This is a genomic window from Mixta theicola, assembly GCF_002895925.1.
Taxonomy (GTDB): Bacteria; Pseudomonadota; Gammaproteobacteria; order Enterobacterales; family Enterobacteriaceae; genus Mixta; species Mixta theicola.
Window position 1 is genome coordinate 206,737 of sequence record NZ_NWUO01000005.1, and the last position, 17,089, is coordinate 223,825.

The following is a 17,089-nucleotide window of genomic DNA, read 5'->3' on the forward strand; positions in this document are numbered from 1 at the left end:
TGAGACTGGCTGTAATGAATCAGTGGGTCTCTTGCGGTTTGGGCAGCTGCGGCGCGGTCTCATGGTTTACCGGCGGCGCCAGCTTCATTTTCTGGCAGATCTCGCTGCGTCCCCAGCACTGCTCGTAGGGATAGCCCACCAGCACCTCAATCACTTCGCGCACTTCCGGCTTAATATCGCTTATCGCGCCGCCCGCTTTAATGCGCGCGACCTCTTCCAGCACGATCAGGTGCGTCTTACGGTTGAGCAGCATCTGACGGCTGAAGAAAATCGCAATCAGCGCCAGCGAGATCACCCCGGCGAAAAAGACCCAGGAGATGGCGGTCATCGCGCTTTCCGGCTGGGTATGGGATTTAGACTGGAAGCCGAAATAGCTCAGGATAGCGCCCATCGTGAAGACGATAATCGAGCGGACAATCTTGCCGGAGAAAGTCATCGCGCCGGCGTAGATCCCTTCGCGGCGGCGGCCGGTGAACACCTCGTCAATATCCGCCAGGAAGGTGTAGACCGTCCAGGGAATGTAGTAAACGCCGCCGGTGCCCAGACCAAAAATCACGGTAATGCCGATAATCACAAAGTAGGCCACCGCGCCGGAGAGATGCAGGAAGTGCAGCAGCGAATAGCAGCAGACGGCAAAAATGACGATGCTGAGCGCCCAGGTATAAGGCTTGCTGAAGCCGTTTTTCACGCACAGACCGATAAATATTGCGGTGGAGATTAACTGCAGCACGGCGTTAAGGCTGTTCAGTCCGGCGAGGATAGCGGGATCGTAGAGCAGCACAAACACCACATAGTAGGTAAAGACCGACGCAAATAGCCACTCCGCGCCGAAGCCGAACAGATACATGCCGAGATGTTTACGAAACACGCGCAGGTAGAAGGTAGACTGCATATCGCGCGCCAGCGCGCAGAGAGTTTTCCACAGCGACTGCTTCTGCCGTGCGGTCTCCTCGCCCTTCTCTTCGCGCTCCCAGGTAAACAGCCAGAGCAGGCCGATAGCGATAAACAGGATCGCGCCGTAGGTCAGGCCGGTGTAGAAAAAGGGCCGCGCCGACTCTTTGCCGTACAGCAGAATAAACTGGCCGGGGATCAGCGCCGCGAGGAAGTTAGCGACTTTACCGAAGATCGCTTTGTAGCCGGTCAGCTTTGAGCGCACGGCAAAATCGTCGGTCATCTCGGTGGCCAGCGTCTCGTAGGGCACCATTACCGAGGTATAGATCAGCTCAAAGAGAACGTAGGTAGAGAGGTAATACCAGAAGCCGAAGCCTTCGACCCACAGCAGCGGATAAAAGATCATCAGCGGCGCGCCGATCAGCAAGAAGAAACGACGGCGGCCAAAGCGTTTTCCCAGCCAGGTTTTGCCGAAGTTATCGGTGAGGTAGCCCATCAGCGGGTTGCTGATGGCGTCAATAATGCTGGCGGCGGAGAAGATAAAAGAGGCTTCCAGCAGCGAGAGGCCGCAGAAAGTGGTGTAGAAATAGAGCAGCCAGGCGCCCGCGATAGCCAGCGCGCCGCTGCCCAGCAAATTACCGCCGCCGTAGGCCAGCTGATGGCCGAAGCCGACCGTCCTTTCTTTTCCCGGAGCGTAGGTTTTCCTGGTCATAGCGATCAATCCTTTTAATTGAACCGTTGTTTCAAATTTATTGAATGTGTATTTTATAAAGATAAATGACTGGGAATAACGTGATGATAGTCGCAATCACGTAAATAAATGATGGAGTTAAATAAAGGTTAAACCGGTTAACGGAACGGTTATAAATAACCGCCAGCGCCCTGAAGTCATCAGTGACTTCCGATAGCGCATATAAAATGAAAGGTGGCAAAAGAAGGCGATAAAAAACAATAAACCAGTGAAAATAATCGGCTATCAACATTAAGAAAATAATTAATGCAATCGCTAAACAGACAGGCGGGAAATTAATTAAATAGTTAAAATTAACCAGCAACAAAATATTTATTGCGCCAGCTTAAATAAATCCCCGTTCGGAGCGTTAATTGCTTTGCGCAATAAAACCGCTATCCAGGGAGCCGCATAAACTCGCTAACGTCATCCATACTTCGTTTGTCCATCCCGGCGACGATCGTCGCTGCTGCAAAAGAGGATCCGGCGATGTGCCGCTCAGGTAGCAGAAATTGCGTCAGGCGCAAGTTACCAAAAAGGGTAATGTTCATAAAATCAGCGGTCGATCAAATTTTCATTTTTTTTTGTATCGGCATTGACAAGCTGATGGCCCTTGCGAAACGCGGGCTTAAGAAAAAAGCTGAAAAAAGCAAGCGTTCTGCAATACAAAATCGGTATTGTGCTGGGGCGATAACTTACTAGAATACTCACTATCTAGTTGTTCATTCATTCTCCACCCCCTATATATAGTGTTTATCCACAGAGTTACTCACAAAGAGCAAGCTGTGTATAAACGGGGGGTATTTTTACGGACAGGTATAACGCGACATGAATCAGAGTCTGCTCGTCACTAAACGCGATGGCCGCAAAGAGCGCATCAATCTGGATAAAATCCACCGGGTTCTCGACTGGGCTGCGGAAGGTCTGCAAAACGTTTCCGTTTCTCAGGTTGAGCTGCGTTCCCACATCCAGTTCTACGACGGCATTAAAACCTCCGATATTCACGAGACTGTCATCAAAGCCGCTGCCGATCTGATCTCGCGTGACGCGCCGGATTATCAGTACATGGCTGCGCGCCTGGCCATTTTCCACCTGCGTAAAAAAGCCTACGGCCAGTTCGAGCCGCCGGCGCTCTACGATCAGGTGGTGCGCATGGTTGAGATGGGCAAATACGATCGCCATCTGCTGGATGACTACAGCCGCGAAGAGTTTGAGCAGATGGACGGTTTTATCGACCACTGGCGCGATATGAACTTCTCCTACGCGGCGGTCAAGCAGCTGGAAGGCAAATATCTGGTGCAGAACCGCGTCAGCGGCGAGATTTATGAGAGCACCCAGTTCCTCTATATTCTGGTTGCGGCCTGTCTGTTCTCTGGCTATCCGCGCGAAACCCGTCTGGATTACGTCAAACGTTTCTACGACGCGGTATCCACCTTTAAGATTTCGCTGCCGACGCCGATCATGTCCGGCGTGCGCACGCCAACCCGTCAGTTCAGCTCCTGCGTCCTGATCGAGTGCGGCGACAGTCTGGACTCCATTAACGCCACCTCCAGCGCCATCGTGAAATATGTTTCCCAGCGTGCCGGTATCGGCATTAACGCGGGCCGCATTCGCGCGCTGGGCAGCCCGATCCGCGGCGGCGAAGCGTTCCATACCGGCTGTATCCCGTTCTACAAACATTTCCAGACCGCAGTAAAATCCTGCTCGCAGGGCGGCGTACGCGGCGGTGCGGCTACGCTGTTCTACCCAATGTGGCATCTGGAAGTGGAAAGCCTGCTGGTGTTGAAAAACAACCGTGGCGTGGAAGGCAACCGCGTTCGTCATATGGACTACGGCGTACAGATTAACAAGCTGATGTATCAGCGCCTGCTGAAAGGCCAGGAGATTACGCTGTTCAGCCCGTCTGATGTGCCGGGCCTGTATGACGCGTTCTTTGCCGATCAGGATGAGTTTGAACGCCTGTACACTCAATATGAGCAGGACGACAGCATCCGCAAACAGCGCGTGAAAGCGGTCGATCTCTTCTCGCTGATGATGCAGGAACGCGCCTCAACCGGCCGTATCTATATTCAGAATGTCGATCACTGCAACACCCACAGCCCGTTCGATCCGACGATTGCTCCGGTGCGCCAGTCTAACCTGTGCCTGGAAATCGCGCTGCCGACCAAACCGCTGATGGATGTGAATGACGAAAACGGTGAAATTGCGCTTTGTACGCTCTCCGCCTTCAACCTGGGCGCGATCGACAGCCTGGACGATCTGGAAGAGCTGGCGACGCTGGCGGTTCGCGCGCTGGACGCCCTGCTCGACTATCAGGATTACCCGATTCCGGCCGCGAAGCGCGGCGCGATGGGCCGTCGTACCCTGGGCATCGGCGTGATTAACTTCGCCTACTATCTGGCGAAGAACGGCGTGCGCTATTCCGACGGCAGCGCCAACAATCTGACGCATCAGACCTTTGAAGCCATTCAGTATTACCTGCTGAAAGCCTCTAACGAGCTGGCGAAGGAACAGGGTGCCTGCCCGTGGTTTAACGAAACCACCTATGCGCAGGGCATTCTGCCGATCGATACCTACAAGAAAGATCTGGATGCCATCTGCAACGAGCCGCTGCACTTTGACTGGGATTCGCTGCGCGAAGCGATCAAAACGCACGGCTTGCGTAACTCCACGCTGTCTGCGCTGATGCCGTCGGAAACCTCTTCGCAGATTTCAAACGCCACCAACGGTATCGAGCCGCCGCGCGGTCATATCAGCATTAAAGCCTCCAAAGACGGGATTCTGCGTCAGGTGGTGCCGGAGTATGAGCGCCTGAAAGAGAGCTATGAGATGCTGTGGGAAATGCCGGGCAACGACGGCTATCTGCAGCTGGTGGGCGTGATGCAGAAATTTATCGACCAGGCGATTTCTGCGAACACCAACTACGATCCGTCACGCTTTGCCAACAGCAAAGTGCCGATGAAGCAGCTGTTGAAAGATCTGCTGACCGCCTATAAGTTCGGCGTCAAAACGCTTTACTACCAGAACACCCGCGACGGTGCGGAAGATGCGCAGGACGACATGGCCCCATCTATTCAGGATGACGGCTGTGAAAGCGGCGCCTGTAAAATTTAATCGGGTCTGGCCGGCGTGATCCGGCCATGACGCTTCTTTTGGCCACGTTTGTTACGTGGCCGCAACATGACAGGCCGTGCGACGCGCGGTCAAAACGGCTGTCAGCGCCTCGCCCTGGGCGGCAAGGCCAGCCTGTCCCGTTAGCATGTGGAATCAACTATGGCTTACACCACTTTTTCTCAAACTAAAAACGATCAGCTGCTGGAGCCGATGTTTTTCGGCCAGTCGGTAAACGTTGCGCGTTACGATCAGCAGAAATATGACATTTTTGAAAAGCTGATTGAAAAGCAGCTCTCCTTCTTCTGGCGCCCGGAAGAGGTTGACGTGTCACGCGATCGCATCGATTTCCAGGCGCTGCCGGATCATGAAAAGCATATTTTCATCAGCAACCTGAAATATCAGACGCTGCTTGATTCCATCCAGGGCCGCAGCCCAAACGTCGCGCTGCTGCCGCTGATTTCAATCCCGGAACTGGAAACCTGGATAGAAACCTGGGCCTTCTCTGAAACCATTCACTCCCGCTCCTATACGCATATTATTCGTAATATCGTTAACGATCCGGCGCTGGTGTTTGATGATATCGTCACCAACGAGCAGATCCTGAAGCGCGCCAGCGATATTTCCGGCTATTACGACGATCTGATCGAGATGACCAGCTACTGGCATCTGCTGGGCGAAGGTACGCATCAGGTCAACGGCAAAACCGTGACCGTTAACCTGCGCGCGCTGAAAAAGCAGCTTTATCTCTGCCTGATGAGCGTTAACGCGCTGGAAGCGATCCGCTTTTACGTCAGTTTTGCCTGCTCTTTTGCCTTTGCCGAGCGCGAACTGATGGAAGGCAACGCGAAAATTATCCGCCTGATCGCCCGCGATGAAGCGCTGCACCTGACCGGCACGCAGCATATGCTGAACCTGATGCGCAGCGGCGAAGACGATCCGGAAATGGCCGAGATTGCGCAGGAGTGCCGCCAGCAGTGCTACGACCTGTTTAAGCTGGCCGCCGTGCAGGAAAAAGAGTGGGCGGAATATCTGTTCCGTGACGGCTCGATGATTGGCCTGAACAAAGATATTCTCTGCCAGTATATTGAGTACATTACCAATATCCGTATGCAGGCGGTGGGGCTGGATCTGCCGTTCCAGACGCGTTCAAACCCGATCCCGTGGATTAACGCCTGGCTGGTTTCCGACAACGTGCAGGTCGCGCCGCAGGAAGTGGAAGTCAGCTCCTACCTGGTCGGTCAGATTGACTCTGAAGTGGGCGAAAACGATTTCGACGGCTTCCAGCTGTAATCATGGCCGGGAAGCGGATCACGCTGTGCATTTCTGGCGCGCAGCTTGAATATAACGACGAACATCCTTCCCTGCTGGCGGCGCTGGAAGCGCATAATATCTGCGTGGAATATCAGTGCCGCGCAGGCTACTGCGGCTCCTGTCGCACCCGCCTGCTTAAAGGGGAAGTCAGCTACGCCGGTCAGCCGCTGGCCTTTATTCAGCAGGGCGAGATCCTGCCCTGCTGCTGTAAAGCCAACGGCGATATTGAGATAGAAATGTAGTTATCACCTTCAGGCCCAGCCTTCGGTTGGGCTTTTCTTTCCGTTACGCCTTTAGCGTTTCCACCACGTCAACCCAGCCGTGGCCGGTAGAGACGTCGATGCCGTGCAGCCAGCGGCGCAGCATATTCATCGCCATCATCGCCGCCAGCTCCTGGCGCGTTTTTAGCGTATGGCGCTGATTGTTGAATTTTACCTGCTGACCAAAAGTGCCGTCCGGCGTATGCAGCGCAAAACCCAGCTGCTCATCCTGCAGCGATCCCACCAGCAGCGCCAGCGACGCCTGCTGCGCCTTTGCCCTCTGCTGCGCCCGCTGCACCAGCTGCAAAAGCGTCTCTTCTCCGGCTGGCAATACCTCGCCCGCCCGGCACGGCGCGCCGCCGGAGCCAAGCTGCCACTGCAGCAGGCCCGCGCTAAACTGCTCGCTGACGGTTAATGTCAGCTGGCGTTCGGTTAGCTGCTGCGCCAGCAGCGTCGGCAGCCCCTGCGTGCCTTCAAACAAAATGCATTCCGCCAGCTGCAAACGCACCTGCTGCCAAACCTGCTCCATCGCTACCCGTTGCGTGGCCGGGCCGGTCAGCTTGATTTCGATAATCGGCGCGGAAGAGCGATAGCCCATCACCACGCCATCCGGCAGCGGCAGCGGCTCCAGCTCCGCCGCCAGATCGCTCTCGCCACGGCCAAAGGTGGTCAGGCGCAAACAGAGCGGCGGCTCCGGCAGCGCAAAGCGCGCCTGCAAACGCGGCAGGATCTGCTGTTCCACCATCACTTTAAATTCTGACGGCACGCCGGGCGTAAAGAAGATCCAGCAATCGTTGAGCGTAACCGCAAAGCCGCAGGCGGTGCCCACCGGGTTATCAATCAGCTCGCTGCCGGCCGGTATTTCCGCCTGCTTGCGGTTGCTGGCCGCCATTGGACGTCCACGGCTGGCAAAAAAGGCCTCGATTTTTTCCAGCCAGGCGGGCTGCAGCTCCAGCGCCACACCGCAGGCGTTCGCCGCCGCCTGCGCGCTCAGATCGTCGCTGGTCGGCCCCAGACCGCCGTTGACGATCAGCACGTCCGCAATCCGGCTGCGTTCGGTTAATGCTTCTACCAGCGCGGAGAGGCTGTCGCCGACGGTGGCGCGGCTGGTCATCGGCAGGCCCTGCTGAAACAGCATATCCGCCAGCCAGGCGGCGTTGGTATCAATAATCTGGCCGTGCAGCACTTCATCGCCCGTTGAGAGCATTTCCACTCTAATCACGTCACGTCCCTCGTTTGGTTAATGCTTTTACTGTAGGAAGGCGCGTCGGTGAATACAACGGAAATATCCGGTGACGAACAGTTTCAGGGATAGCAGCAATAGCTTTTGCCAGATTGTCAGCGCTGCGCTGCGGCAGCAAAATAGCGCAAACAATAGGTTTAAACAATTAAAAGCAGGTTTTACTTCGGTTAAACCTTTGACAATCACACCGATAGAGAATTGCCACATGAATAAAAAAGGTCTTACTACCGCTTCAGGCGCGCCGGTTGCCTATAACAATAACTCTGTGTCTGCCGGACGCCGTGGCCCGCTGCTGTTACAGGATGTCTGGCTGCTGGAAAAGCTGGCGCATTTCGATCGTGAAGTGATCCCGGAGCGTCGGATGCACGCCAAAGGCTCAGGCGCTTACGGCACTTTTACCGTGACCCAGGATATTACCCGTTTCACCCGCGCCAAAATATTCTCTGAAGTGGGTAAAAAAACCGACCTCTTTATGCGTTTCTCTACCGTTGCCGGTGAACGCGGCGGCGCTGATGCCGAGCGTGATATTCGCGGGTTTTCAATGAAGTTTTATACCGAGGAAGGCAACTGGGATCTGGTCGGCAACAATACCCCGGTTTTCTATCTGCGCGATCCGCTGAAGTTCCCGGATCTTAACCACGTGGTTAAACGCGATCCGCGCACTAACCTGCGCAATCCCACCTATAAATGGGACTTTTTCTCGCATCTGCCGGAAGCGCTGCACCAGCTGACTATCGACTTTAGCGATCGCGGCCTGCCGCGCTCCTATCGTCATATTCACGGTTTCGGCAGCCATACCTATAGCTTTATCAACGATCGGCAGGAGCGCTTCTGGGTTAAATTTCATATGCGCTGCCAGCAGGGCGTGGAAAACCTGATGGACGAAGAAGCGGCACAGCTAATCGCCCGCGATCGTGAAAGCTCCCAGCGCGATCTGTTTGAATCTATCGAACGCGGCGATTTCCCACGCTGGAAATTCTACGTGCAGGTGATGCCGGAGAAGGAAGCCTCGCAGACGCCGTACAACCCGTTTGATTTAACCAAAGTCTGGCCGCACGCCGATTATCCGCTGATTGAAGTCGGCGAGTTCGAACTGAACCGCAACCCGGACAACTATTTTGCCGAAGTTGAGCAGGTGGCGATGAGCCCGGCGAACGTGGTGCCCGGCATCGGCTTCTCGCCGGACCGGATGCTGCAAGGCCGTCTGTTCTCCTATGGCGATGCGCACCGCTATCGTCTGGGCGTGAACCATCATCAGATCCCGGTGAACGCGCCGAAATGCCCGTTCCATAGCTATCACCGTGACGGCGCAATGCGCGTGGACGGCAACAGCGGCAATGGCGCGACCTACGAGCCAAACAGCTTCGGCGTGTTTCAGGAGCAGCCGGACTTTAGCGAGCCGCCGCTGTCGCTGGAAGGCGCGGCCGATCGCTGGAACCATCGTGAAGATGACGATTATTTCAGTCAGCCGCGTGCGCTGTTTAATCTGCTGAGCGAAGCAGAGCATCAGCGTATGTTTAAGCGCATCGCCGGTGAGCTGGCGCATGTTCCTGAGTTTATTCAGCAGCGGCAGATTGCGCTGTTCCGTCAGGTGGACGAAGCCTACGGCGCCGGGGTGGAAAACGCGCTGCGTGCGCTGCAAGGATAAATTCCCCTGCGTTAAACTGCGAAGCCCGGCCGTAAGGTTGGGCTTTTTTGTTTCCCATGATGAACTGGTCAGCGCCGACGGCGTCACCTATTATTCAGGGTTAATGGACATCGACCCGATTGGCTTTCTTCCTGCCCTTTTACCCGTGGCGCTTTCGCCTGGAGCAAGCTTTACGCTGGCTCTCAACAGTGCGCTGACGGGCTAACGTGCTTAATCCCAACGCTATGGTATTTTATCTGATAGCGTTTCAGGACACTTCCCATCGGCTGTTTTGCAGCACCACACGATAACCATCATGATCCTGAAAGGTGATGCCGTTATTATCCCAGTAGGGATTAAAAGCGCGAACCTGGGTAAAGCCCGCCTTCTTCATTTCACTACAGGCCGCCGCCCACGATGCCTTCTCTGGAATATACAGAACCAGCAGATCTTCTACAGAAGCGGCAGGTATGACCGGATGGTGATGACACTGGGTAAACTCCAGATGCCAGGACAGATCATCGCGGCCGAGCATACGTCCGCTGAAGCCTTCATGGTTGGTGAACGCGCCGATCTCTTTCAGGCCAAGTCCGCGACAGTACATCTCGCTGCTTTTTGCCAGGTCCGTTACCGGCCGGGCAATACGTAAATGATGATATGACATCTTTTGCCGTGAGTGATTGAGGGGTGAACCAACATACCACCCCTTTTGTTTCCTTTCACCGGCGCCGGGCGGCCTGCTTTTGCGGGGCGCCGTCACGCTGCTGCCCGCTTCAACTGTTTTGCTGCGTGGCCTGTAGCCACTGGGCCAGCTGCCGCCGCGATAGCTTGATGCCGCCCTGCGCTAACCCCTCCGGCAACAGTAGCCAGCGGACTGGACGCTGAAAGCTGGCCAGCTGCTCCCGCGCCCAGGCGGTGATGATGGCCAACTGCCCGTCCGCTGCCAGCGACAGCAGCGCCACCGGCCTTGCGCCCCATTCCGCATCCGCCTGCGGAATAATAAATGCCTGCGTCACGGCGGGATGGCGCATCAGCAGGCTTTCGATCGCTTCCGGCTGTACCGCCTCGCCGCCGCTGAAAAACAAATTATCCTTTCTGCCCAGCACCTGCAGTTCACCCTGATGCCAGCGCCCCAGATCGCCGGTGGCGAACCAGCCCTGCTGATTAGTCAACGGCCACAGCCGCCCGTCGCGCCAGTAACCGCTGGCTAAGGTTGCGCCACGGATCCAGATCTCGCCGTCAACAATCTGCACCTCGCGTCCGGCCAGCGCTGCCCCGACGCCGAACCGGTTGCCCGCCCGCCTGCCGCATACCGTGGCCGCGCTTTCCGTCAGGCCGTAGCCGCACCAGCAGCCGATGCCCGCCGCTTCCGCGCGCGCCACTAAATCAGGCGGGATGGCTGCGCCGCCGAGCAGCACCGCCTTCAGCCCGGCAGGCCGCTGCGGCTGCTGTAGCAGACGCCACAGCTGGGTTGGCACCAGCGACGCAAAGCTGCAACCGCTTAGCGCCTGCGGCAAAGGCGCGGCTGGGAGCGCCAGACAGGCGCCCGCCAGCAGCCAGCGCCAGACGATCCCCTGCCCGGACACATGATACAGCGGCAGCGACAGCAGCCAGCTTTCGGCGGCGGTGAAATTTATCAGCTGATTAACGCCCGCCGCGCTGAGCAGCAGCGCCTGAAAAGTATGCGCCGCCGCCTTCGGCAGGCCGGTAGAACCGGAAGTGAGCGTTAGCGAGGCGATAGCCTCTGGCCGCCAGATAACCGGCGATGCTGTCGCCCGCGGCGCATATTTTATCCGCAGCGCAGCAGGAAGAGGCCGCGGCAAGGCGGGTACGTCATCGGGCAGCGGCTCAGCCAGATCCAACATAAAAGCGGGGTTCAGCGCCGACAGCAGCGGCAGCAGAGTGGCTGGCGGCAGCTGTGGATTAAGCGGTAGTACCCGCGCGCCCGCCTGCAATAATGCCAGCCAGGCCAGCAGCAGCGGCAGGCTGTTTTTACCGCGCAGCGCCACCAGCGCGCCGGTAGTGATGCCCTGGCGCTGGAAACCGGCGCAGAGCCGATCCAGCCGTTGCGTCAGCGCCCGCCAGCTTAGCTGCTCTTCACCCGCCCGCAGCGCAATTGCCGCAGGCGTGGTTTGCGCCCGCACGCGCCACGGGAAATCGCTTAATAAATGCGCGCCCACGCTTCCTGCTCCTGTAACGGCAGTTCACAGCCGGGCCAGCGTCGTACCAGCTGCTGACGCATCAGCGTTAAGGTATCCAGCCCCGGCAGCGACTGCGGTGTTAGCCAGTGCGCCAGCCGCGCCAGCTGCGTCAGGCCCAAACTGGACTCCAGCGCCGAGCTGATGACCAGCTGTAATCCCAGCCGCCGTGCCTCGTCGGTTAGCCGCTGGATTTGCGCAATGCTGCCGGTTAACGTTGGCTTAATGACCAGCGCAGCCAGCCCCGGCGCGGCCTGGAGCCGGAACCCCGGCTGGCGCAGGCTTTCATCCCAGGCAATCGCCATTCCCCATTCGGCGGCAAACTGCAGGCTTTCGGCAGGCGTGCGGCAGGGTTCTTCAATAAAGGCGATACGCGCGCGCTGCGGCGGCGTCAGACGACGGGCAAACTGCCGCGCTTTTTCCAGCGTCCAGCTGCGGTTGGCGTCCAGACGCAGCTGCAGCGCTGGCAGCGCCTCCAGCAGCAGACTGACCTGCAGGCCGTCGCGTACCGCTTCGTACAGGCCGACCTTCATCTTGACGCAGGGAACTTCCTGCGCCTGCAGCTGTAACAGCAGCGCATCGGGATCGCCGTGACACAGCTGCGCGCTTCGCCATGCCCCCGTTTGCGGCAGCTGGCCTGACAGTTCGGCGCAGGCGCAGCTCAGGCCAAAGGCCACCGAAGGCAGTAGACTTTCAGCGACCGGCTGCGCGGCAAGCCACTGCGTCAGCCAGCTCTCACAGGCCTGCTGCGCCTGCTCCAGCGTCTCGCCGCTAAACCCCGGCAGCGGCGCGATTTCGCCCCAGCCCTGCCGATCGTGCTGTTGCAGCATAACCAGCAGGCCTTCCCGCTGCGTCAGGCGACGATCGCGTAGCACCACGCCGCTCTCCATCGGTATGGCATAACGCCACAGCTTCGCCTTACGCATCAGGGATTACGCCTGAACTGACTAAAATCGGGCTGGCGCTTCTGGTTAAAGGCGTTGCGCCCTTCCTGGCCTTCCGCGGTCATATAAAACAGCATGGTGGCGTTGCCAGCCAGCTCCTGCAGCCCCGCCTGACCGTCGCAGTCGGCGTTCAGCGCCGCCTTCAGACAGCGCAACGCCATCGGGCTGTTATGCAACATCTCCCGACACCAGCGCACCGTTTCCGGCTCCAGCTGCGCCAGCGGCACCACGGTATTCACCAGCCCCATCGCCAGCGCCTGCTGCGCATCGTACATGCGGCACAGAAACCAGATTTCACGCGCCTTTTTCTGCCCAACAATGCGCGCCATATAGGAAGCGCCCCAGCCGCCGTCAAAGGAGCCGACCTTCGGCCCGGTTTGCCCGAAGCGGGCGTTATCCGCCGCGATGGTGAGATCGCACAGCATATGCAGCACCTGTCCGCCGCCGACCGCGTAGCCCGCCACCATAGCCACCAGCGGTTTCGGGCAGTTGCGGATCTGACGCTGAAAGTCGAGGACGTTAAGATGATGTACGCCGCCGTCATCCTGATAGCCGCCGTAATCGCCGCGCACTTTTTGGTCGCCGCCCGCGCAGAAAGCCTGTTCGCCCTCACCGGTAAGAATAATGACGCCAACGCCTTCGTCATAGCGCGCATCCTGTAGCGCCAGCATCATTTCCTGTACGGTCAGCGGCCGAAACGCATTGCGCACCTGTGGACGATTAATGGTGATTTTGGCAATACCTTCCGGCGATTTGTGATAGCGAATATCGCTAAAATCGCCGCTGCAGTCGTGCCATTCAACGGGCGCGGTAAGCTGTTGTTCATCGGGATAGCGCATAAAGTTCTCCAAAGTTCAGACGGGCTGCCGCAGCAGCTGCGTCAGGCGATCGCTAAAGGCGGCAGGACTGGCGCGATGGGCATTGTGTCCGGCAGCCGGAATGATATGCAGCGGCAGGCGGGCCTGCATGGCAAGCTGGATAAATTTGTTATCCCATTCGCCGCACAGATAGCTGAAAGGCACCGTCAGCCGCTGAAGTTCAGGCAGCAGGTTGGGCTGCCGGCTTAATGACGTGGCATGCAGCATGGCCGCCAGCGCGGGCCCCTCGCCAGCGCTACGGTGGTTAACCAGATCGTTGCGCTGTTGCCCGGTCAGCTCGTTAAACAGCGGCTGACGATACCAGGCCTGCAGCGCATCAGGCAGCGGCAGCTGGCGGAAACGGCGCATCCACAGGCTATCGTGCGCATAGCGCGCCTGACGCTGTTCGTCATTCGCCAGTCCCGGATGCCCCGCCTCGACCACCAGCCCGCACAGGCCCGGCAATGCCGCGCGACAGGCGTAATGCATCGCCACGCGTCCACCAAGGGAATAGCCAATGAGCCAGTAATGTTGGATCTGATAATGGCGCAGCGTGGTGCCGATCCGCTCACTGAGTTCGTCGAAGCCGCTGACGCGCTGGGCGCAAGAGCCGCCGTGGCCGGGCAGATCGAGGCTCAGCATCGGCCAGTCGATAAACGCCTGCTGTACCGGCTGCCAGTCGTGCATCGTTCCCAGGAAACCGTGGAGCCAGACCAGCGTCGGCTTGCTGCTGCGCCGGTGCCCCTGCCAGCGGGCGTGCAGGATCATAGCGCCGCTCCCATCGCCACCAGCCGGGCGAAAGTCTCCGCACCGCGATCCGGCGGTACGCTAAACTCCACCAGCGTGCCGCCCCGCTGCGTAAAGCCCTGCTGAACGGCGTGTTGCAGCGGCTCCCACGTCGCGACATTTTGATAATCAAGGCCAAACATCTGCGCCGCCGGGGCAAAACTGACCGACTGCGGCAGGGTAAAAAACCGCTCCCGCTCGCCGACAGGCGTCGGCAACAGGGAGAAAATGCGTCCGCCGTTGTTGTTAACCACCACCAGCACCAGCGGCGCGCTAAGCTGGCGCAGCAGCGCCAGGCTATTCAAATCGTACAGAGCGGAAATATCGCCCAGCAGCGCCAGCGTCGGACGGGGCTGGCCGCGCTGGATGCCGCTTAGCGTCGCAATCAGGCCATCAATACCGCTGGCGCCGCGATTGCAGTAAACCGGATAGCCCACGGGCAGCTGCGCCAGCGCGTCCACCAGCCGTACCAACAGGCTATTGCCGAGAAACAGCTGCCCGCCCGGCGGCAGTAGTTCTGCCAGCCGGTGCGCCAGCTGCGCCTCTGGCTCATTCACCACCGCCGCGCTGGCCTGGCGCTGCATGGTGGCGGCCAGCGTATGCAGCGTCGGAGCCCAGGGCGTACAGGCCGCTGCCGGATGCGCGTTAATCCAGCTGCCGACCTGGCTGACGATACGGCGTCCCGGCTGGCTGCTCGGATCGCGCCGCCCCGGCAGCGCATCGATAAGCCACCACTGCTGCGGACGCGCCTGCTGCTGCCACTGTAAGAGCCGTTTGCTAATCAGGTTCGCGCCAAACTGCACCACCAGCTCCGCCTGGTTCAGCTGCTGCTGCGCCTGCGGGCTGTTAAGCCACAAATCCGCACGGGGCAGCGGCTGTCCGGTTTGCGACTGAATATCCGCCAGCAGCGGCCAGCCGAGCGTTGCCGCCCACGGCGCCACCGCCGCGCCCTCTTCGGCGCGCATTTTACCGGCGATAACGACGCCGCGCTTTTGCCGCCAGCGTAGCCAGTCGCTTTGCTGCGCCTGTCCGCATGGCGCGCTGTGGGTCACCCACGGGATCGCCTGCTGCGGCCACGCATCCAACGGCGTCAGCCATTCGCGCCAGGCGTCATCTTCCGGGCCGTACAGCGGCTCGGCAAACGGGCAGTTAACGTGCAGCGCTCCCGCGTCGGCAGCGGCAATCGTCTCATCCAGCGTCGCCGCCAGCCAGCGGACGCCAATCTCAGGCGTTGGCCGCGGTAAATCGCAGCGGCGGGCAAAATGGGAAAATATGCCTGGTTGGGTAATTGCCTGGTTAGCGCCGCAGTTAATCAATTCCGGCGGTCGATCGGCGCTCAGCACGATCAGCCGCTCGCCGGTTAACTGCGCTTCAATAACGGCGGGCAGCAGATTCGCCACGGCGGTGCCGGAGGTGACAATCAGCGCCACGGGGGAACGGGAAGCTTTCGCCAGGCCAAGCGCTAAAAAGCCCAGCCCGCGTTCATCGAAATGGGTATGGCAGATTAATGCCGGTTCGGCGGCGGCCGCCAGCGTGAGCGGCGCAGAGCGCGAGCCGGGCGCGATACAGATATGGCGCACCTGATGATGCGTCAGCGCCGCGATAATCACCTGCGCCCAACGGCGGTTGAAGCTACTGACAGACATATTCTCCCCCGAAATTACCATGCCGTAGTCCGGCGAAATAAGCGGCCCGTCTCCTGCCATAACGACGGATTCAGGCGGGATGCGCCGTTACTGGCTTCCCGGCCAGGACAGGTTTCGCTGCCGAACCGGCAGGCAGCAACGCCGCCAGCGCGACCATCTTGTTTTCTGTCTCCTGCCATTCCTGCCGCGCATCGGAACCGGCTACGATCCCCGCGCCGCCATACAGCCGCACCCGTTCGCCCTGTAGCAGCGCACAGCGCAACGTGACGCAAAACTCGCTTTTTTGCCGGGAAATAAAACCGCTGGAACCGGCGTACCAGTCACGGTTCAGCCGTTCATGGCGCTGCAGAAAGGCGCGCGCCGCCGCGCGCGGCAGGCCAGCCACCGCAGCCGTGGGTTGCAGGCGCTGTAAAAGCAGCGCGTCGCTGTGGCTGCGTAGCTCTCCGTGGATGCGGCGACGCAAATGTTGAAGATTGCGCAGGCGCACAATCTCTGGCGGCATCACCTCCAGCCCGATGACCAATTCCTGGAGCCGCTGGCAGATGTCCTTCATTACCAGCCCGTTTTCGTGCCGGTTTTTTGCGTCCTGCAGCAGCCATTGCGCCTGCTGCCGGGCCAGCGTCGGATCGGCATCGCGTGCGACCGTGCCCGCCAGCGCTTCGGTCAGCAATTCATTTTGCTGCCGCAGCCAGAGTCGCTCCGGCGTGGCGCATACCAGCGCGCTCTCATCCTCAAAACGCAGCATCAACTGATAGCAGTGCGGATTGGCGCGACGGCTGGCCGCCAGCAACGCCTCCGGCGGCAGCGGACGATCCCACAGCAGGTCCACCGTGCGCGCCAGCACCACTTTTTCCAGCTCCCCGGCGGCGATCGCCGTTAGCGCCGCGTCCACCCGCTGGCGCCACTCCGCCTCTTCCGGCTGGCACTGGCGCTGTTGCAGCTGCCCGTCGATTAACGGCAGCGGCTGCGGTAAGCACAGCTCATGCAGGAAGCGGGTGGCGATCTGCGCATCCTCTCGCAGGTTGCGATCGCTTTGAATAAACAGCGTCAGCCGTTCACCGCGGCTATCCTGCTGCCACATCAGGCGCGGCAGAAAGAAGAAGCCGTTAGCCGCTTCAAAGCGATTGCTGCCCCAGATCCGCCAGTTCCCCGGTAAAGCGCGACACGCCTGTTCGGCCTGGTAGAGCGTGTGGTAGCAACGGATGGCCCCGCACAGCGCTACCTGTTCATGGCCGCTGCGATGCTGCCACCAGAGCTGGGGCCGGTGCGGCTGGGCACCAAGCCAGGCAAGGGAGTCCTCGCCGGATGCAAGGGGAACGGTAAATGCGCGACAGCCCGCCCCGACGCTATCGATTTTTGTTAGCTGGGCAAGCAACGCGGCATAAGCGGCAGGAAGCGAATACACGAACACCTCCGTAATCAGAAAGAGGTAGCTAGTGTAAAAGGGAGATCGGCACGGGATTTTGATGCAGAACAGTTCAG

13 protein-coding genes and 1 pseudogene are annotated in these 17,089 nt (G+C 59.1%); 5 read left to right on the plus strand and 9 right to left on the minus strand.

Going from position 1 to position 17,089, the window contains the following annotated elements; translation table 11 throughout:
* Window positions 1-19: 19 nt before the first annotated feature.
* Window positions 20-1,603, minus strand: a complete 1,584-nt coding sequence (locus tag COO59_RS09020) for an MFS transporter (protein ID WP_103059463.1) — start codon at window positions 1,601-1,603, stop codon at window positions 20-22.
* A gap of 846 nt (window positions 1,604-2,449) precedes the next feature.
* Here COO59_RS09020 and nrdA point away from each other — a divergent pair.
* The 3 genes from nrdA (at window position 2,450) to yfaE (ending at window position 6,288) form a co-directional block, all read left to right on the plus strand.
* A complete protein-coding gene (gene nrdA / locus COO59_RS09030; protein WP_103059465.1) occupies window positions 2,450-4,735 on the plus strand; it encodes a class 1a ribonucleoside-diphosphate reductase subunit alpha in 2,286 nt (761 codons plus the stop codon).
* A 159-nt stretch (window positions 4,736-4,894) separates the two neighbouring features.
* Window positions 4,895-6,025: a class Ia ribonucleoside-diphosphate reductase subunit beta gene (nrdB, locus tag COO59_RS09035; protein WP_103059466.1), complete on the plus strand. Its 1,131-nt coding sequence runs from the start codon at window positions 4,895-4,897 to the stop codon at window positions 6,023-6,025.
* Window positions 6,026-6,027: 2 nt separating this feature from the next.
* Window positions 6,028-6,288, plus strand: a complete 261-nt coding sequence (gene yfaE, locus COO59_RS09040) for a class I ribonucleotide reductase maintenance protein YfaE (RefSeq protein ID WP_103059467.1) — start codon at window positions 6,028-6,030, stop codon at window positions 6,286-6,288.
* A gap of 43 nt (window positions 6,289-6,331) precedes the next feature.
* Here yfaE and COO59_RS09045 read toward each other — a convergent pair whose 3' ends face one another.
* The gene (locus COO59_RS09045) at window positions 6,332-7,528 is read right to left on the minus strand and encodes a nicotinamide mononucleotide deamidase-related protein YfaY (RefSeq protein WP_103059468.1); all 1,197 of its coding nucleotides are present in this window, start codon (window positions 7,526-7,528) and stop codon (window positions 6,332-6,334) included.
* A gap of 226 nt (window positions 7,529-7,754) precedes the next feature.
* Here COO59_RS09045 and COO59_RS09050 point away from each other — a divergent pair, with 226 nt between their 5' ends.
* Both COO59_RS09050 and COO59_RS09055 read left to right on the plus strand, forming a co-directional pair.
* The gene (locus COO59_RS09050; RefSeq protein ID WP_103059469.1) at window positions 7,755-9,197 is read left to right on the plus strand and encodes a catalase; all 1,443 of its coding nucleotides are present in this window, start codon (window positions 7,755-7,757) and stop codon (window positions 9,195-9,197) included.
* A gap of 103 nt (window positions 9,198-9,300) precedes the next feature.
* A pseudogene (locus COO59_RS09055) lies at window positions 9,301-9,393 on the plus strand (LysE family translocator); the annotation flags it as partial.
* Between the two features lie 51 nt (window positions 9,394-9,444).
* Here the strand turns inward: COO59_RS09055 and COO59_RS09060 are convergent.
* The 7 genes from COO59_RS09060 to COO59_RS09090 all read right to left on the minus strand — a co-directional run bounded on the left by COO59_RS09060 (window position 9,445) and on the right by COO59_RS09090 (window position 17,012).
* A complete protein-coding gene (locus COO59_RS09060) occupies window positions 9,445-9,840 on the minus strand; it encodes a VOC family protein (RefSeq protein WP_103059470.1) in 396 nt (131 codons plus the stop codon).
* Window positions 9,841-9,949: 109 nt separating this feature from the next.
* Window positions 9,950-11,356, minus strand: coding sequence for an o-succinylbenzoate--CoA ligase (gene menE, locus COO59_RS09065; RefSeq protein ID WP_103059471.1), 1,407 nt, complete (start codon window positions 11,354-11,356; stop codon window positions 9,950-9,952).
* Window positions 11,338-12,300: an o-succinylbenzoate synthase gene (gene menC / locus COO59_RS09070; protein WP_103059472.1), complete on the minus strand. Its 963-nt coding sequence runs from the start codon at window positions 12,298-12,300 to the stop codon at window positions 11,338-11,340. The genes menE and menC overlap by 19 nt, the downstream gene beginning before the upstream one ends.
* Window positions 12,300-13,157, minus strand: coding sequence for a 1,4-dihydroxy-2-naphthoyl-CoA synthase (menB, locus tag COO59_RS09075; protein WP_103059473.1), 858 nt, complete (start codon window positions 13,155-13,157; stop codon window positions 12,300-12,302). The genes menC and menB overlap by 1 nt, the downstream gene beginning before the upstream one ends.
* 15 nt (window positions 13,158-13,172) lie before the next feature.
* Window positions 13,173-13,943: a 2-succinyl-6-hydroxy-2,4-cyclohexadiene-1-carboxylate synthase gene (gene menH / locus COO59_RS09080; RefSeq protein ID WP_103059474.1), complete on the minus strand. Its 771-nt coding sequence runs from the start codon at window positions 13,941-13,943 to the stop codon at window positions 13,173-13,175.
* Window positions 13,940-15,607, minus strand: a complete 1,668-nt coding sequence (gene menD, locus COO59_RS09085) for a 2-succinyl-5-enolpyruvyl-6-hydroxy-3-cyclohexene-1-carboxylic-acid synthase (RefSeq protein ID WP_103059539.1) — start codon at window positions 15,605-15,607, stop codon at window positions 13,940-13,942. The genes menH and menD overlap by 4 nt, the downstream gene beginning before the upstream one ends.
* Window positions 15,608-15,677: 70 nt before the next feature.
* On the minus strand, window positions 15,678-17,012 hold the full coding sequence (locus COO59_RS09090; protein WP_103059475.1) for an isochorismate synthase: 1,335 nt from the start codon (window positions 17,010-17,012) through the stop codon (window positions 15,678-15,680).
* Window positions 17,013-17,089 lie beyond the last annotated feature (77 nt).

Bases quoted from the DNA above. Each gene is read 5' to 3' on its own strand.
- COO59_RS09020 (WP_103059463.1), bottom strand. From the start codon at position 1,603: ATGACCAGGAAAACCTACGCTCCGGGAAAAGAAAGGACGGTCGGCTTC.
- nrdA (WP_103059465.1), top strand. From the start codon at position 2,450: ATGAATCAGAGTCTGCTCGTCACTAAACGCGATGGCCGCAAAGAGCGC.
- nrdB (WP_103059466.1), top strand. From the start codon at position 4,895: ATGGCTTACACCACTTTTTCTCAAACTAAAAACGATCAGCTGCTGGAG.
- yfaE (WP_103059467.1), top strand. From the start codon at position 6,028: ATGGCCGGGAAGCGGATCACGCTGTGCATTTCTGGCGCGCAGCTTGAA.
- COO59_RS09050 (WP_103059469.1), top strand. From the start codon at position 7,755: ATGAATAAAAAAGGTCTTACTACCGCTTCAGGCGCGCCGGTTGCCTAT.
- COO59_RS09060 (WP_103059470.1), bottom strand. From the start codon at position 9,840: ATGTCATATCATCATTTACGTATTGCCCGGCCGGTAACGGACCTGGCA.
- menC (WP_103059472.1), bottom strand. From the start codon at position 12,300: ATGCGTAAGGCGAAGCTGTGGCGTTATGCCATACCGATGGAGAGCGGC.
- menB (WP_103059473.1), bottom strand. From the start codon at position 13,157: ATGCGCTATCCCGATGAACAACAGCTTACCGCGCCCGTTGAATGGCAC.
- menH (WP_103059474.1), bottom strand. From the start codon at position 13,943: ATGATCCTGCACGCCCGCTGGCAGGGGCACCGGCGCAGCAGCAAGCCG.
- menD (WP_103059539.1), bottom strand. From the start codon at position 15,607: ATGTCTGTCAGTAGCTTCAACCGCCGTTGGGCGCAGGTGATTATCGCG.